The organism is Streptomyces sp. NPDC051136 (assembly GCF_044455745.1).
Taxonomy (GTDB): Bacteria; Actinomycetota; Actinomycetes; order Streptomycetales; family Streptomycetaceae; genus Streptomyces.
The window spans coordinates 22,780-37,994 of sequence record NZ_JBITFE010000002.1; the positions used below are offsets into that span (position 1 = coordinate 22,780).

The window sequence follows — 15,215 nt, forward strand, 5'->3', positions numbered from 1 at the left end:
CGCCCGGTGCGTCCGGCCCGCCGTTACCCGAGGGTAGCTGTGCGGAACGTCCAAGTCGTGAGCCCGCTTTTGTACACAAGCGGCTCATGACGGGGAGCCCGTGCGGGGCGATAGCCTTGTGGCGTGATCAGCGCGATAGCTCGCGGGGGCACTGGTGCCCCTGCCCTGCGCCCGGTACACACGGACGACATCCGTGCCCGGGCGGCGGTCGCTGATCCCCGCGGGCGGGACGGGGCGGCACAGACCCCCGTCGGGCCGCCGCACACGCCCCGGACGGTGACGGCGAGAGCGAAGTCACACCCGGCGGAAGCGGCGACATTGGCTGATATGCCCCCGCTCCTCTCATCTTGCGGCATAGCGTCGGAGCAGACCGGACACCCCGTGTCCCGACGTCATGCCGGAAGGCAGGAGACCGTACTTCCTTCTACGTCACGCAACGGCGCGCGACAGGAGTCAGAGGACAATGCAGACCAAGCTGGACGAAGCCAAGGCCGAGCTGCTCGAAAGGGCTGCGCGGGTAGCTGAGAACAGCCCGGTCGGGGGGCACCTACCGACTGGGTCGACGGGCGAGGGATCTCCGGGCACCCCGGACGGCCCGGACGGCACCCCGGACCACGCGTCCGTGGTCGCGTTCCTCCAGCGCTACTACCGGCACACCGCCCCGGAGGACCTGACCGACCGCGACCCGGTCGACGTCTTCGGAGCCGCCGTCTCGCACTACCGGCTGGCCGAGAACCGCCCGCAGGGCACGGCCAACGTCCGCGTGCACACCCCGACGGTCGAGGAGAACGGCTGGACGTGCAGTCACTCCGTCGTCGAGGTGGTCACCGACGACATGCCCTTCCTCGTCGACTCCGTGACCAACGAGCTGACCCGCCAGGGCCGTGGCATCCACGTCGTCGTCCACCCGCAGATCGTGGTGCGGCGCGACATCGCCGGCAAGCTCGTCGAGGTCCTCGCCGGACCGCCCACCGACGACCTGCCGCACGACGCGCACACCGAGTCCTGGATCCACGTCGAGATCGACCGCGAGACCGACCGCGGCGACCTGAAGCAGATCACCGCCGATCTGCTGCGCGTCCTGAACGACGTCCGCGAGACCGTCGAGGACTGGAGCAAGATGCGGGAGGCGGCCGTCCGCATCGCGGACCAGCTGCCGACCGAGGCCACCCCCGAGGACCTCCCCGCGCGGGAGCTGGAGGAGGCCCGCGAGCTGCTGCGCTGGCTGGCCGACGACCACTTCACCTTCCTCGGCTACCGCGAGTACCAGCTGCGCGAGGACGACTCCCTCGCCGCCGTCGCCGGCACCGGCCTCGGCATCCTGCGCTCCGACCCGCACCACGAGACCGACGAGAGCCACCCCGTCAGCCCCTCCTTCGAGCGGCTGCCCGCCGACGCCCGGGCCAAGGCCCGCGAGCACCGGCTGCTGGTCCTGACCAAGGCGAACAGCCGGGCCACCGTGCACCGGCCCTCGTACCTCGACTACGTCGGCGTCAAGAAGTTCGACGAGAACGGCAACGTGGTCGGCGAGCGGCGCTTCCTCGGCCTGTTCTCCTCCGCCGCGTACACCGAGTCCGTGCGCCGGGTGCCGGTCGTGCGGCGCAAGGTGGAGGAGGTGCTGGCGCGGGCCGGCTTCTCGCCCAACAGCCACGACGGCCGGGACCTGCTGCAGATCCTGGAGACGTACCCGCGCGACGAGATGTTCCAGACCTCGGTCGAGGAGCTGGAGCCGATCGTCACCTCCGTGCTCTACCTCCAGGAGCGGCGCCGCCTGCGCCTCTACCTGCGCCAGGACGAGTACGGCCGCTACTACTCGGCCCTCGTCTACCTCCCCCGCGACCGCTACACCACCGGGGTCCGGCTGCGGATCATCGACATCCTCAAGGAGGAGCTCGGCGGCACCAGCGTCGACTTCACGGCCTGGAACACCGAGTCGATCCTGTCCCGGCTGCACTTCGTGGTCCGCGTCCCGCAGGGCACCGAACTGCCGCACCTGTCCGACGCCGACAAGGAGCGCGTCGAGACCCGGCTCGTCGAGGCCGCCCGCTCCTGGGCCGACGGATTCGGCGAGGCGCTGACCGCCGAGGTCGGCGAGGAGCGCGCCGCGGAGCTGCTGCGCCACTACGGGTCCGCCTTCCCCGAGGGCTACAAGGCCGACCACGGCCCGCGGTCCGCGGTCGCCGACCTGGGCCACCTGGAGCAGCTCGACGAGGAGAAGACCTTCGCGCTGAGCCTGTACGAGCCGGTCGGCGCCGCCCCCGAGGAGCGGCGCTTCAAGATCTACCAGAAGGGCGGCACGGTCTCCCTGTCCGCCGTGCTGCCGGTGCTCAGCCGGCTCGGCGTCGAGGTCACCGACGAGCGGCCCTACGAGCTGCGCTGCGCGGACCGCACCACGGCCTGGATCTACGACTTCGGCCTGCGCATGCCCAAGGCGCCGGCCGGCGGCGTCGACTACCGCGGCGACGACGCCCGCGAGCGCGTCCAGGACGCCTTCGCCGCCACCTGGACCGGCAAGGCGGAGAACGACGGGTTCAACGCCCTCGTGCTCAGCGCCGGGCTGACCTGGCGGCAGGCGATGGTGCTGCGCGCGTACGCGAAGTACCTGCGGCAGGCCGGTTCGACGTTCAGCCAGGACTACATGGAGGACACCCTCCGCAACAACGTCCACACCACGCGGCTGCTCGTCTCCCTGTTCGAGGCGCGGATGGCGCCGGAGCGGCAGCGCGCCGGGCGCGAGATCGTCGACGCCCTGCTCGAAGAGGTCGACGCCGCCCTCGACCAGGTCGCCAGCCTCGACGAGGACCGGATCCTGCGGTCCTTCCTCACCGTCATCAAGGCGACGCTGCGGACCAACTTCTTCCAGAAGGCGAGCGGCGGCGTCCCGCACGACTACGTCTCCATGAAGTTCGACCCGCGGGCCATCCCCGACCTGCCCGCGCCGCGCCCGGCGTTCGAGATCTGGGTGTACTCGCCGCGCGTCGAGGGCGTGCACCTGCGCTTCGGCAAGGTCGCGCGCGGTGGCCTGCGCTGGTCGGACCGCCGGGAGGACTTCCGCACCGAGATCCTCGGCCTGGTCAAGGCGCAGATGGTGAAGAACACCGTCATCGTGCCGGTCGGCGCCAAGGGCGGCTTCGTCGCCAAGCAGCTGCCCGACCCGGGCGTGGACCGCGACGCCTGGATGGCGGAGGGCATCGCCAGCTACCGCACCTTCATCTCGGCGCTGCTCGACATCACCGACAACATGGTGGCCGGCGAGGTCGTGCACCCCGCCGACGTCGTCCGGCACGACGAGGACGACACCTACCTCGTCGTCGCCGCCGACAAGGGCACCGCGAAGTTCTCGGACATCGCCAACGAGGTCGCCGAGTCCTACAACTTCTGGCTCGGCGACGCCTTCGCCTCCGGCGGCAGCGCGGGCTACGACCACAAGGGCATGGGCATCACCGCCCGCGGCGCCTGGGAGTCCGTCAAGCGGCACTTCCGGGAGCTGGGCGTCGACACCCAGACCCAGGACTTCACCGTCGTCGCCATCGGTGACATGTCCGGCGACGTCTTCGGCAACGGCATGCTGCTCAGCGAGCACATCCGCCTGGTGGCCGCCTTCGACCACCGGCACATCTTCATCGACCCGACGCCGGACGCGGCCACCTCGTACGCCGAGCGCCGCCGGCTGTTCGAGCTGGCCCGCTCCTCCTGGGAGGACTACGACACCGGGCTGCTCTCGGCGGGCGGCGGCATCTTCCCGCGCACGGCCAAGTCCATCCCGGTCAACGCGCACGTCCGCGAGGCCCTCGGCATCGAACCGGGCATCACCAAGATGACCCCGGCCGAGCTGATGAAGGCGATCCTCAGCTCCCCGGTGGACCTGCTGTGGAACGGCGGCATCGGCACGTACGTGAAGGCGTCCACCGAGTCCAACGCCGACGTCGGCGACAAGGGCAACGACGCCATCCGCGTCGACGGCAAGGACCTGCGGGTCCAGGTCGTCGGCGAGGGCGGCAACCTGGGCCTGACCCAGCTGGGCCGGATCGAGTTCGCGTTGCAGGGCGGCCGGATCAACACCGACGCCATCGACAACAGCGCGGGCGTGGACACCTCCGACCACGAGGTGAACATCAAGATCCTGCTCAACGGTCTGGTCAAGGACGGCGACATGACCGTCAAGCAGCGCAACAAGCTGCTCGCCCAGATGACCGACGAGGTCGGCGCACTGGTCCTGCGCAACAACTACGCCCAGAACACGGCGATCGCCAACGCGCTCGCGCAGTCCAAGGACATGCTCCACGCCCAGCAGCGCTTCATGCGCCACCTGGTCAGGGAGGGCCACCTCGACCGGGCCCTGGAGTTCCTGCCCACGGACCGCCAGATCCGCGAGCGGCTCGGCGGCGGACGCGGCCTGACCGGCCCGGAGACGGCCGTGCTGCTGGCGTACACGAAGATCACGGTCGCCGAGGAGCTGCTGCACACCTCGCTGCCGGACGACCCGTACCTCAAGGGTCTGCTGCACGCCTACTTCCCGACGGCGCTGCGCGAGCAGTTCGCCGAGCAGGTCGACAGCCACCCGCTGCGCCGCGAGATCACGACGACGGTCCTGGTCAACGACACGGTCAACACGGGCGGTACCACGTATCTGCACCGGATGCGTGAGGAGACCGGCGCGTCGCTCGAGGAGATCGTGCGGGCGCAGACCGCGGCGCGGGCGATCTTCAGCTCCGCCCCGGTGTGGGACGCGGTGGAGGCGCTGGACACCAAGGTCGACGCGGCCGTCCAGACCCGGATCCGGCTGCACTCGCGCCGCCTGGTTGAGCGTGGCACGCGCTGGCTGCTCAACAACCGGCCGCAGCCGCTGGAGCTGGCCGAGACTGTGGACTTCTTCGCCGAGCGGGTCGAGCAGGTGTGGGCGCAGCTGCCGAAGCTGCTGCGCGGTGCGGACGCCGAGTGGTACCAGCACATCTACGACGAGCTGACCGCCGCCGGTGTCCCGGACGAGCCGGCCACGCGGGTGGCCGGGTTCTCCTCGGCGTTCGCGACGCTGGACATCGTGTCGGTGGCCGACCGCATGGGCAAGGAGCCGCTGGACGTCGCCGAGGTGTACTACGACCTCGCCGACCGGCTCGGCGTCACCCAGCTGATGGACCGGATCAGCGACCTGCCGCGGGACGACCGCTGGCAGTCGATGGCCCGGGCGGCGATCCGCGAGGACCTGTACGCGGCGCACGCGTCGCTGACCGCGGACGTCCTGGCGGTGGGGAACGGTACGTCCACGCCGGAGCAGCGGTTCAAGGCGTGGGAGGAGAGGAACGCGGCGATTCTCGGGCGGGCGCGGACGACGCTGGAGGAGATCCGGTCGTCGGACGAGTTCGATCTGTCGAATCTTTCGGTGGCGATGCGGACGATGCGGACGTTGCTGCGCACGCATTCGTAGGCGGTACGGCGGTACGGCGGTACGGCGTTATCGCCGGTGCCGTGGGAGGCGCCCCGGGCCGGGTTCGGTCCGGGGCGCCTTCGTGTCGTGCCTGGTGTGGGGGTGGGCGGGGGTGGGTCGCGCGGCCCGGCGCTTACGGGGCGCCGCCTGCGCCCACCCGTGCCGCCCCAGCGGCACGACTGCCCGCAGCTGGGGGCGGCGGCGGCACGACTGCCCGCAGCTATGGGGGTGGCAGGCACGACTGTCCGCAGCTGGGGGCGGCGGCGGCACGACTGCCCGAGCTGGCGGCGGCGGCACGGCTGCCCGCGGTGCGTCAGCGGAGGACGTTGGCCATCAGGCGGGCTGCCCTTCGGGTTCTCGGGGTGGACAGGCGGCGGGCTGCGGGGCGGATGAGCGTGGCCGTCGGGCCCACGGGGTGCCAGGTGATCTGGAGGCGGCCCGGGTTGTGGCCCTCCGGGCGGAGGGTGACCCGGTGGGGGGTGAGGCCGGCGCGGTGGGGGACGCGGGCCGTGAGGGGCGTGAAGGCCAACGGCGCCAGCAGGATGCCCGTGTGGGTGCGGCCCCGGTGGCGCAGCCGGAGCACGGGATGACGGGTGCCCTCGAAGCCCTGGAGCGGGAGACGGGCCGCCGCCAGGTCCAGGCGCACGCGGCCCTCGAAGAGACCGGGGCGGACGGGCGAGAGGCGGAAGGCGACCGTGAGGCGCCGGCGGCCGGGGGAGAGGTGGAGCACGGCGCGCTGGGGGCCGACCGGGAGACGCAGGGCCGGGTCGTAGGTGCGGACGGTGAGGTCGACGGCGGCGCCGGGACCGCGCGTGATCTCCGTGATCTCGTGCCGGAGCAGGGCGGTGAAGAACGGGCGGGTGTCCAGGGCGAGGTCCGTCAGGTCCAGCTCGCGCCGGGCCTGCGGGGACCGCGGGACCTCCTCGCCCCAGTACACGCGGCCGCTCTCCTCGTCCGGCGTCACCCGGCGGGGTGCCACGTCGTGGCCCAGGCCCCGGGCAGCCGTCCGCAGGTCGGACAGGCGCCGGTCGCGCAGCAGCCGCAGGACGACCCGTTCGGCGCGCGGCAGCCGGGCGTAGGCCCCCTCGGCGAGCGTGTCCAGGTAGGGGTTCATCAGGTCGGCGAAGGAAGCCAGCCACGCGTCGTCCCGGTAGGGCAGGTCACCGGCGTACATCCGGAAGTCGTGCTTGAGGAACTTGAAGTCCTTGTCCTCGCGCAGCGCCTCGTGCCCGCTCTCGGCCAGGAAGGCGTCGATGAGCCGCTGCACGTGGACGCGGTCGCGGACGTTGGAGAGCTTGTGCCGCTGGTTGGAGATGGAGGCGGCCTCGGAGGCGGCGTACGGGGCTATGTACCAGCGGTAGACCGGCTCGGGGACGACCGTGAACCGTTTGGCCAGGCAGTAGGCCTGCGCCGAGAAGAGCTGGTCCTCGTAGTGGATGCCCTCGGGAAAGCGCAGGCCGTGCCGGTCGAGGAAGGCGCGGGCGTACATCTTGCTGGTCGACAGGTGCTCGAAGAGCAGCCGGGGGTCGGCCTCGATGCCGTCCAGGGTGCGGCGCTCGGCGACCAGGTGCGGCATCCAGGTGGTGCGGCGTCCGCCGTCCACGCGGACGCGGTGCACCGCGCCCATGGCGAAGTCGAGGTCGCGTTCGCGGTGGGCGGCGAGCAGGACCTCCACGGCGCGCTCGGGCAGTTCGTCGTCGCTGTCCAGGAACATCAGGTACGGCGCCCGCGCGATCTCCAGGGCGCGGTTGCGCGGGGCGCTGCACCCGCCGCTGTTCTCCGGCAGCCGCAGGTACACGACCCGCGGATCACGGGCGGCCAGTTCGCGGGCCACCTCCTCGGTGGCGTCCGTCGAGTGGTCGTCGCTGATGACGACCTCGATGTTCGCGTGCGTCTGCCGCAGCACGGACGCGACCGCGCGAGGGAGGCGCTCGGCGTCGTTGTAGACGATGACCGTGACGGTGACGTCGGGCACCCGCAGGGGCAGGAGCGTGCCCGTGGCCGGGCTCGTGGTGGCTGTCCTCATGACGCGGTGGCCTCCTCGGGGCTCGGGGCCGGGACGCGGTCCTCGACCGGCACGACCGGGGGCAGCGTCCGCTCGTCCTCGCCGAGGAAGACGCGGCGTACGACGCGTTCGGCGGCGTGCCCGTCGTCGTACTCGCAGAACCGGCGCCGGAAGGCGGCCCGTGCCTTCGTCGCGCGTTCGTCGTGCCAGGCGTCGGTGGTGAGGATCTCCGTCAGCTCCGCCTGGGTGCGGGCGACCGGGCCGGGGGCCTCGGCCATCAGGTCGAAGTAGACGCCGCGGGTGGTGCGGTACGTCTCCCAGTCGTCGGCGTGGATGACGATCGGGCGGTCCAGGTTGGCGTAGTCGAACATGATCGACGAGTAGTCGGTGACCAGCGCGTCGGCGGCCAGGCACAGCTCCTCGACGGGTTCGTAGGAGGAGACGTCGACGAGGCGGCCGGTGCGGCGCAGGTCCGCGAGCGGGGCGGAGGGGGCGGACGCGCTGTCGTAGAAGTAGTGGGCGCGCACCAGCAGAACCGTTTCCTCGCCGAGTCGGTCGGCGAGGGCGACGAGGTCCAGGCGCGGGGTCCAGCCGGCCTCGTAGTCGCGGTGGGTCGGCGCGTAGAGGACCGCGCGGCGGCCGGGCGCGATGCCGAGGCGTTCGCGGGCCGCGCGGACCTCGACGGCGCCGGCGGTGTAGTAGACGTCGTTGCGCGGATAGCCGTGGTCCAGGGACACGTGCCGGGACGGGTAGGCCCGCTGCCACATGCGGGTGCTGTGGCGGTTGGCGGAGACGCTGTAGTCCCACTTGTCGACGCGTTCGAGCAGCGCCTGGAAGTCTAGGCCGTGGGCGGCGGCGGGGTACGGCAGCTGGTCCACGCCCATGCGTTTGAGGGGGGTGCCGTGATGGGTCTGCACGTGGACGGTGCCGGGGCGTTTGACCACCGCGTCCGGGAAGTTGACGTTGTTGACCAGGTACTTGGCCCGGGCCAGCACCTCCCAGTAGCGGCGGGTGCCGGGGACGACGTGGTCGGTGCCGGGCGGCAGCAGGGCGGCGCCCGCTTCGGTGACGACCCACACCGGGTGGACGCCCGGGGCGAGTTCGGCGAGCTTGGCGGCGATCGCCGCCGGGTTGCAGGCCACGCCGCGGTTCCAGTACGCCGAGAAGACCGCGAGGTGCGGGTCGACCGGGCGGGCCAGGGCGGCGCGGTACTGGAGGGCGCGCAGCCGGTTCCCGGCCCGGCGCCTGCCGGTGCGCGCGGCGGAGCGCACCCCGCGGCGGGCGTGGTTGGCGCTGCGCAGGGCGCGGTACTTGCCGTAGGCGCCCTCCTCCAGGAGCGACCGGCGCATCCCCTCCAGGCCGGCCGGGCGCCGCAGCCCGTCGGGGCGGTGGCGCCGGGCGGTCACGGACGCCCGGCGGAAGAACTCCCGCGCCACGTCGTCCGGCATCCCGGCGCGGGCGAAGGTGCGCAGGCAGTCGCGGACCATCAGGTCGTACAGCACGCCGTGGACGGCCGGGCGGTCGGCGGTGAGGCCCAGCAGCGCCTCGTAGCGGTCGACCAGCGCGTACCGCTCGGCCGCCGTGGGCGGCGGGAGGCTCTCGGGGCGCAGCAGCCGGTCCTCGTACGCCGGGTGCGGCAGGCAGGCCACGCGGTCGGCGAGCAGCAGGGCGGCGCAGGCGGCGAAGGGCTCGTCCTCGGTGGTCAGGAGCCGTTCGTGGGCCCGCCAGAAAGCGGTGCGCACGGTGCGGTTGCCGAGCAGCGGGGTCAGCCGGAGCAGCGCCGCCCGGTCGTCGAGAGCGACGCCCTCGGCGGCGCGGCCCGCGCGGGCGAGGCGGGGTCCGTCGGGGGAGGGCAGGCCGGAGACCCGCCAGGAACTGCGGACGTGGTCCAGGAGCAGGACGTCCACCGCGTCGGAGAGGCCCGCGGTGTGCCGGGCGACGGCGGGCGGGGCGCCGACGGGCAGCCCGTCCTTGGCGTGCACGAAGTGCAGCCACCGGCCGCGCGCCCGGGCCGCCCCCGCCGAACGGGCCGCGGCGTCCCCGGCGCCGTCCGGGAGCGGCAGCACGGTGAAGGCGGGGGTGTGCCGCTCGGCCGTCTCCCGCGCCCAGTCCCCGACGGCGGCGACGATCACCTCGACGCCGGGAAGGGGGTGGGCGTCCAGGGAGTCGAGGAGGGCGGGGAGGTGGTCCTGGACGTTGCGGCCGTGGACGACGACGCTGAGGTCGGGGGTCGCCCCGGGGAACGGGTCGGGGACCGTGTCGGACATCGCGGGGACTCCTTCGCCTCGGCCTTCGCTCGGTCGCTCCCGGAACACTCCTGTGGGTCGGTATCTATTCGGTCATAGTGACATCAATCCGGCAAAAGGCTTAATCGTGAGGCGGGAGCGTACGCCTCCCGGGGGACGGAACGCTCACGCGACCGCCTTCGGCTCGGACGCCCCCTCGGGAGCCGCCTCGGACGTTGCCGCGGCTGCGGCCCCGGCTGCGGCCTTGGGCGCGGGCTTCGGTGCGGCCTTGGGCTTGGCCGCCCGGTCCGGGCCGCCGGTGAACTTCTCGTACTCCTTCAGCACCTCGTCCGTCGGCCCGTCCATCCGCAGCTCGCCGCGCTCCAGCCACAGCACCCGGTCGCAGGTGTCGCGGATGGACTTGTTGCTGTGGCTGACCAGGAACACGGTGCCGGCGTGCCGGCGCAGCTCCCGGATGCGTTCCTCGGAGCGCTTCTGGAAGGAGCGGTCGCCGGTGGCCAGCGCCTCGTCGACCAGGAGGACGTCGTGGTCCTTGGCGGCGGCGATGGAGAAGCGCAGCCGGGCGGCCATGCCGGAGGAGTACGTGCGCATCGGCAGGGTGATGAAGTCGCCCTTGTCGTTGATCCCGGAGAAGTCGACGATCTCCTGGTACCGCTCCTTGATCTGCGCGCGGGACATGCCCATCGCCAGGCCGCCGAGGTACACGTTGCGCTCGCCGGTGAGGTCGCTCATCAGGGCGGCGTTGACGCCGAGCAGGGAGGGCTGCCCGTCGGTGTAGATGCGGCCGTTCTCCACCGGGAGCAGCCCGGCGACGGCCTTGAGCAGCGTCGACTTGCCCGAGCCGTTGGTCCCTATGAGGCCGATGGCCTCGCCCCGGTACGCCACGAAGGACACGTTCTTCACGGCGTGCACCCGGCGCACGCCCGCCGCCTTCTCGGTCTTCTTCCGGCGCAGGATGCGGTTGAGGGCGGCGGTGGCGGAGCCGCGGCCCGCGCCGGTGCCGTTGACCCGGTAGACGATGTCGACGCCGTCGGCGATGACGGTGGGAACCCGCTCGGCGGGGGTGTTGTCAGCCACGACCGTACGTCTCCTCGGCCTTCCAGAAGTAGATGAAGCCGCCGATCCCGGCGACCAGCGCCCAGCCCAGGGCCAGGGCCCAGACGTGCTGCGGCAGCATGTCGCCGCCGAAGCTGTCGATGAGCGCGAACCGCATCAGGTCGATGTAGACGACGGCGGGGTTGAGCTGGAGGGCGGTGCCGACCCAGGACGGCAGGCCGCTGTCCGGGCCGGTCATGTGCTCGATGCTGAACATGACGCCCGAGGCGTACATCCAGGTGCGCAGCAGGAACGGCATCAGCTGGGCCATGTCGGGGATCTTCGAGCCCACCCGGGCCATGACCATGGCCACGCCCGCGTTGAACACGAACTGCAGCACCAGCGCCGGGACGGCGAGCACCCAGGACGGGGCGGGCGGCACACCGAAGCCCAGCAGAATCACGAGCAGGGCCGCCATCGAGAACAGCAGCTGCTGGAGCTGCTGGAGGCAGAACGACACCGGCAGCGCCGCCCGCGGGAAGTGCAGGGCCCGCACCAGACCGAGGTTGCCGGAGATGGCGCGGGTGCCCGCCATGATCGAGCTCTGCGTGAACGTCCACACGAACACGCCGGTCACCAGGAACGGGACGAAGTCCTCCACGCCCCGCTTGGTGTCCATCAGCAGACCGAAGATGAAGTAGTACACCGCCGCGTTGAGCAGGGGCGTCATCACCTGCCAGACCTGACCCAGCTTGGCCTGGCTGTACTGGGCGGTGAGCTTGGCGGTGGAGAAGGCGCCGATGAAGTGCCGGCGCGCCCACAGCTGACGGACGTACCGGGGCAGGGAGGGGCGGGCGCCGCTGACCGACAGGCCGTGGCGGGCGGCGAGTGCCGCGAGGTCGGTGTCGGCGGCTGCCGCGGCCGCCGGGACCGCTGTCGGGGTCGGTGGATCGAGGACCTGGCTCACATCCGGTGCTTTCGCTCGGGGGAGGGGGCGAGAGGCGACGTCCGTCGTTCACCCGGGTGACCGCGTGCGTTCACTTACGTCGGGACGGCACCGTATCGTCGTGACGTGAGCGTAGGGCGTGACGACGCCGGAACGCAACCGTTTCGTCGTGACGCCCTATGCTTGACGCGCATGACGACCAACGCCGCCGCCGACGAGTCGCCGCGCCCGCGCCGCCGGGCCCCCGCCGGGGCGGCGGTGCTCCGCGAGGACGTGACGGAGGCCATCCGGGCGGCGGTCTTCGAGGAGCTCGCTGCGGTCGGTTACGCGCGCATGTCCATCGAGGGCATCGCACGCCGGGCGGGCGTCGGCAAGACCGCCGTCTACCGGCGCTGGCGCTCCAAGCTGCACCTGGTGCTCGACGTCGTCTCGGCCCTGGCCGTCCAGGGGCTGCCCGCGCCGGACACCGGTTCCCTGGAGGGCGACCTGCGCCTGCTGTACGAGGTGACGTCCCGCGCCCTGCGCCACCCGGTGGCCTCGCAGATCATCCCGGACCTCCAGGCGGAGGCGGCCCGCAATCCCGACATCGCCGAGGCGTTGCAGAAGACCCTGCGCGAGGGCCAGGACGGCGTCGCCAGCAAGATCCTCGCGGCGGCGGCGGAACGCGGCGAGCTGGGCCCCGCCGTGCACACCGACCTCGCCCTGGACCTGATCTCGGGCCCGCTGTACTGGCGCTCGGTGGTCGTCCGCAGCCCGAAGCTGCCGAAGGGCTACCTGGCGGCGCTGGCGCGGGCCACGGCGGAGGGCCTGAAGGCGCTCTGAGCGGACCCGGGCTCCGAGGCAGCGGGCGGGGGCGCCGATAATGCCGACCGGAGCAGGCGGCTCGGCAGGCGGGCCGCCGCGGGACGGCGGGCCGGGTCCGCCGTCACCGGGGGAGGGGTGGACATGAGGCGCGCGTGGACGAGTCCCGTGCTGTTGCTGATCGCCGGAGCGGGGGCCGCGACCGGGCTGTTCCGCCAGGAGCGGCCGTGGGCGGGCGGCGTGCTGCTGCTGATGTTCGTGCTGCTGGCGGCGATGACCTCGCCGTTGCTTTTCCCCAGGTCGATCGGTGCGCTGGAGGCGCGGCGGCGCAGCGCCGTCGACGGCCGGCCGGTCGTCTTCTGGCGGCCGGGGTGCACCTACTGCATGCGGCTGCGCATCCGGCTGGGCCGCAAGGCGCGGCGGCTGTACTGGGTCGACATCTGGCGGGACGAGGCCGGGGCGGAGCTGGTGCGGGAGGCCAACGACGGCAACGAGACCGTGCCCACCCTGCTCGTGGCGGGCCGGCCGTACACCAACCCCGACCCCGCGTGGGTACGCGAGCAGGTCTCCTCGTCCCGGTGACCCGGTGACCCGGTGACCCGGTGACCCGGTGACCCGGCGGCCCGGTGACCCGGCGTCGGCGCCCCGCGCCCCCGTCCGCAGGTCAGTCCCGGGCCGCCTCCGGGTGGAGCCGCACCCAGCCCGCCCACGCCGACGTGATCATGTCCTCGACGTCGTACTTGGCCTTCCAGTCCAGCTCGACGGCGGCACGGTCGGCCGAGGCGACGACGCGGGCCGGGTCGCCGGGGCGACGGGGTGTGACCGTCGGGGGCTGGTCGTAGCCGGTCAGGGCGTTGATGCGGTCGATCATCTCGCGGACGGAGACGCCCTCGCCCCGGCCGATGTTGAGGGTGAGGGCGCGGCCCGGGGAGGCCTGCAACGCGCGGGCCGCGGCCACGTGGGCCTCGGCCAGGTCGACCACGTGGATGTAGTCCCGCACGCAGGTGCCGTCCGGCGTCGCGTAGTCGTCGCCGAAGATCCGGGGGGCCGCGGACTCCGTCAGCTTCTCGAAGACCATCGGGACGAGGTTGTAGACGCCGGTGTCCGCCAGCTCCGGGCTCGCGGCGCCCGCCACGTTGAAGTACCGCAGGGACGCCGTGGCCAGGCCCGACGCCTTGCCGGCGGCCCGGACCAGCCACTCGCCGGCCAGCTTGGTCTCGCCGTAGGGTGACATGGGCGCGCACGGCGTCTCCTCGGTCACGAGGTCGACGTCGGGCATGCCGTACACGGCGGCGGAGGAGGAGAAGACGAAGGACGGGACCTCGGCCTTCGTGACCGCGTCCAGCAGGACCCGCAGGCCCTCCACGTTCTGCTGGTAGTAGTGCAGCGGCAGGTCCACCGACTCGCCGACCTGCTTCTTGGCGGCCAGGTGGACGACACCGGTGACGGAGTGGTCGGCCAGGGCGCGGGCGACCCGCTCGCCGTCCAGGACCGAGCCCACCACCAGGGGGACGCCGTCGGGCACGCGGTCGGCGATGCCGGTCGACAGGTCGTCGTAGACCACGGCCTTCTCGCCCGCCTCGGTCATCGCCCTTACGACGTGCGCCCCGATGTATCCGGCGCCGCCGGTGATCAGCCAGGTCATTGCGGCCGTCCCCTTCGTTCGGTGGTTCTCGGTACCCATGATCCGTCATCCCGGCTCCCGCCGGACGCCGGCACCCGTCAGGACGGTACGGGGCCCGAACCGGTGCCGTACGCGTCCAGGGCCGTCGTGAGCCGGTCGAGGCGGGCGCCCAGGTCCTGGATCTCGGCCAGGTCCAGGCCGGTCGCCGCGGCGATCCGGCGCGGCACCTCGACGGCCCGGTCGCGCAGTGCCACGCCCTCCCCGGTCAGCCGCACCTCCACCGACCGCTCGTCGCGCACGCTGCGCTCGCGCCGCACCAGGCCGGTCGCCTCCAGCCGCTTGAGCAGGGGCGACAGGGTCCCGGAGTCGAGGCGCAGGTGCTCGCCGAGCTTCTTCACGGGCAGCTCGCCGTGCTCCCACAGCACCAGCATCACCAGGTACTGCGGGTAGGTGAGCCCGAGGTCCTTGAGGACGACGCGGTAGACGCTGCCGAAGGCGCGCGACGCGGCGTTCAGGGAGAAGCAGATCTGCTGGTCCAGGCGGAGCCAGTCGGATGCGGGCGTGGTCATGCTCCCCAGCGTAACCGACAGGAATTGTCCGCCATTTAGTTGTGCACAATTTAATCGTGTGCTCTACTTGTGGGTGTCGGGCAGACGCCAGGCACGCAAGCCTCCCCAAGCCTTCTTCCGAAAGGGCCGGTTTCCCATGGACGCGATCTACACCGCCGCCGCCACCGCCACCCACGGCCGTGACGGCCGTACCGTCAGCTCCGACGGCAAGGTCGACCTCGCCCTCGGCATCCCCGTCGAGATGGGCGGCAACGGCCAGGGCACCAACCCCGAGCAGCTGTTCGCCGCCGGTTACGCCGCCTGTTTCGGCAGCGCCCTCGGCCTGGTCGGCCGGGCGGCGAAGGTCGACGTCAGCGACGCCGCGGTGACCGCCGAGGTCGGCATCGGCAAGCAGGGCGAGGGCTTCGCGCTCGCCGTCACGCTCCGGGTCGAGCTGCCCGAGGGGGTCGACGAGGAGACCGGCCGCAAGCTGGTCGAGCAGGCCCACCAGGTCTGCCCGTACTCCAACGCCACCCGCGGCAACATCCCGGTCGACCTCGTCGTCGAGTAGTCCCCGCGGGGGCC

The 15,215-nt window shown here is 72.4% G+C and carries 10 protein-coding genes; 4 read left to right on the top strand and 6 right to left on the bottom strand.

Going from position 1 to position 15,215, the window contains the following annotated elements:
- The first annotated feature begins 463 nt into the window (after positions 1 to 463).
- Complete coding sequence (locus ACIBCJ_RS05685) at positions 464 to 5,425, top strand: NAD-glutamate dehydrogenase (RefSeq protein ID WP_365978942.1); 4,962 nt, start codon at positions 464 to 466, stop codon at positions 5,423 to 5,425.
- Positions 5,426 to 5,738: 313 nt separating this feature from the next.
- On the opposite strand, the gene ACIBCJ_RS05690 is transcribed toward ACIBCJ_RS05685, so the two are convergent.
- From ACIBCJ_RS05690 to ACIBCJ_RS05705, 4 genes are all read right to left on the bottom strand, one after another.
- Positions 5,739 to 7,451, bottom strand: a complete 1,713-nt coding sequence (locus ACIBCJ_RS05690; protein ID WP_365978943.1) for a glycosyltransferase family 2 protein — start codon at positions 7,449 to 7,451, stop codon at positions 5,739 to 5,741.
- Complete coding sequence (locus ACIBCJ_RS05695) at positions 7,448 to 9,697, bottom strand: CDP-glycerol glycerophosphotransferase family protein (protein WP_365978944.1); 2,250 nt, start codon at positions 9,695 to 9,697, stop codon at positions 7,448 to 7,450. The genes ACIBCJ_RS05690 and ACIBCJ_RS05695 overlap by 4 nt, the downstream gene beginning before the upstream one ends.
- 144 nt (positions 9,698 to 9,841) lie before the next feature.
- Positions 9,842 to 10,753 (bottom strand): ABC transporter ATP-binding protein, encoded by a 912-nt coding sequence (locus ACIBCJ_RS05700; RefSeq protein ID WP_365978945.1) that lies wholly within the window; start codon positions 10,751 to 10,753, stop codon positions 9,842 to 9,844.
- Positions 10,746 to 11,678: an ABC transporter permease gene (locus tag ACIBCJ_RS05705; RefSeq protein ID WP_362094213.1), complete on the bottom strand. Its 933-nt coding sequence runs from the start codon at positions 11,676 to 11,678 to the stop codon at positions 10,746 to 10,748. The genes ACIBCJ_RS05700 and ACIBCJ_RS05705 overlap by 8 nt, the downstream gene beginning before the upstream one ends.
- A gap of 171 nt (positions 11,679 to 11,849) precedes the next feature.
- Here ACIBCJ_RS05705 and ACIBCJ_RS05710 point away from each other — a divergent pair, with 171 nt between their 5' ends.
- Together ACIBCJ_RS05710 and ACIBCJ_RS05715 are read left to right on the top strand one after the other, a co-directional pair.
- A complete protein-coding gene (locus ACIBCJ_RS05710) occupies positions 11,850 to 12,479 on the top strand; it encodes a TetR/AcrR family transcriptional regulator (RefSeq protein ID WP_362094216.1) in 630 nt (209 codons plus the stop codon).
- 123 nt (positions 12,480 to 12,602) lie between these two features.
- Positions 12,603 to 13,040 (top strand): glutaredoxin domain-containing protein, encoded by a 438-nt coding sequence (locus ACIBCJ_RS05715; RefSeq protein WP_362094218.1) that lies wholly within the window; start codon positions 12,603 to 12,605, stop codon positions 13,038 to 13,040.
- Positions 13,041 to 13,122: 82 nt separating this feature from the next.
- Here the strand turns inward: ACIBCJ_RS05715 and galE are convergent, their stop codons facing one another.
- Together galE and ACIBCJ_RS05725 are read right to left on the bottom strand one after the other, a co-directional pair.
- Positions 13,123 to 14,103: a UDP-glucose 4-epimerase GalE gene (galE, locus tag ACIBCJ_RS05720; protein ID WP_362094221.1), complete on the bottom strand. Its 981-nt coding sequence runs from the start codon at positions 14,101 to 14,103 to the stop codon at positions 13,123 to 13,125.
- A gap of 77 nt (positions 14,104 to 14,180) precedes the next feature.
- Positions 14,181 to 14,651: a MarR family transcriptional regulator gene (locus ACIBCJ_RS05725; RefSeq protein ID WP_365978946.1), complete on the bottom strand. Its 471-nt coding sequence runs from the start codon at positions 14,649 to 14,651 to the stop codon at positions 14,181 to 14,183.
- A gap of 136 nt (positions 14,652 to 14,787) precedes the next feature.
- Between ACIBCJ_RS05725 and ACIBCJ_RS05730 the strand changes: the two genes are divergently transcribed.
- Complete coding sequence (locus ACIBCJ_RS05730; protein ID WP_133885409.1) at positions 14,788 to 15,201, top strand: organic hydroperoxide resistance protein; 414 nt, start codon at positions 14,788 to 14,790, stop codon at positions 15,199 to 15,201.
- Positions 15,202 to 15,215: the final 14 nt, after the last annotated feature.

Coding starts and splice junctions, on each gene's coding strand:
- ACIBCJ_RS05685 (WP_365978942.1), top strand. CDS start 464: ATGCAGACCAAGCTGGACGAAGCCAAGGCCGAGCTGCTCGAAAGGGCT.
- ACIBCJ_RS05690 (WP_365978943.1), bottom strand. CDS start 7,451: ATGAGGACAGCCACCACGAGCCCGGCCACGGGCACGCTCCTGCCCCTG.
- ACIBCJ_RS05695 (WP_365978944.1), bottom strand. CDS start 9,697: ATGTCCGACACGGTCCCCGACCCGTTCCCCGGGGCGACCCCCGACCTC.
- ACIBCJ_RS05710 (WP_362094216.1), top strand. CDS start 11,850: ATGACGACCAACGCCGCCGCCGACGAGTCGCCGCGCCCGCGCCGCCGG.
- ACIBCJ_RS05715 (WP_362094218.1), top strand. CDS start 12,603: ATGAGGCGCGCGTGGACGAGTCCCGTGCTGTTGCTGATCGCCGGAGCG.
- galE (WP_362094221.1), bottom strand. CDS start 14,103: ATGACCTGGCTGATCACCGGCGGCGCCGGATACATCGGGGCGCACGTC.
- ACIBCJ_RS05725 (WP_365978946.1), bottom strand. CDS start 14,651: ATGACCACGCCCGCATCCGACTGGCTCCGCCTGGACCAGCAGATCTGC.
- ACIBCJ_RS05730 (WP_133885409.1), top strand. CDS start 14,788: ATGGACGCGATCTACACCGCCGCCGCCACCGCCACCCACGGCCGTGAC.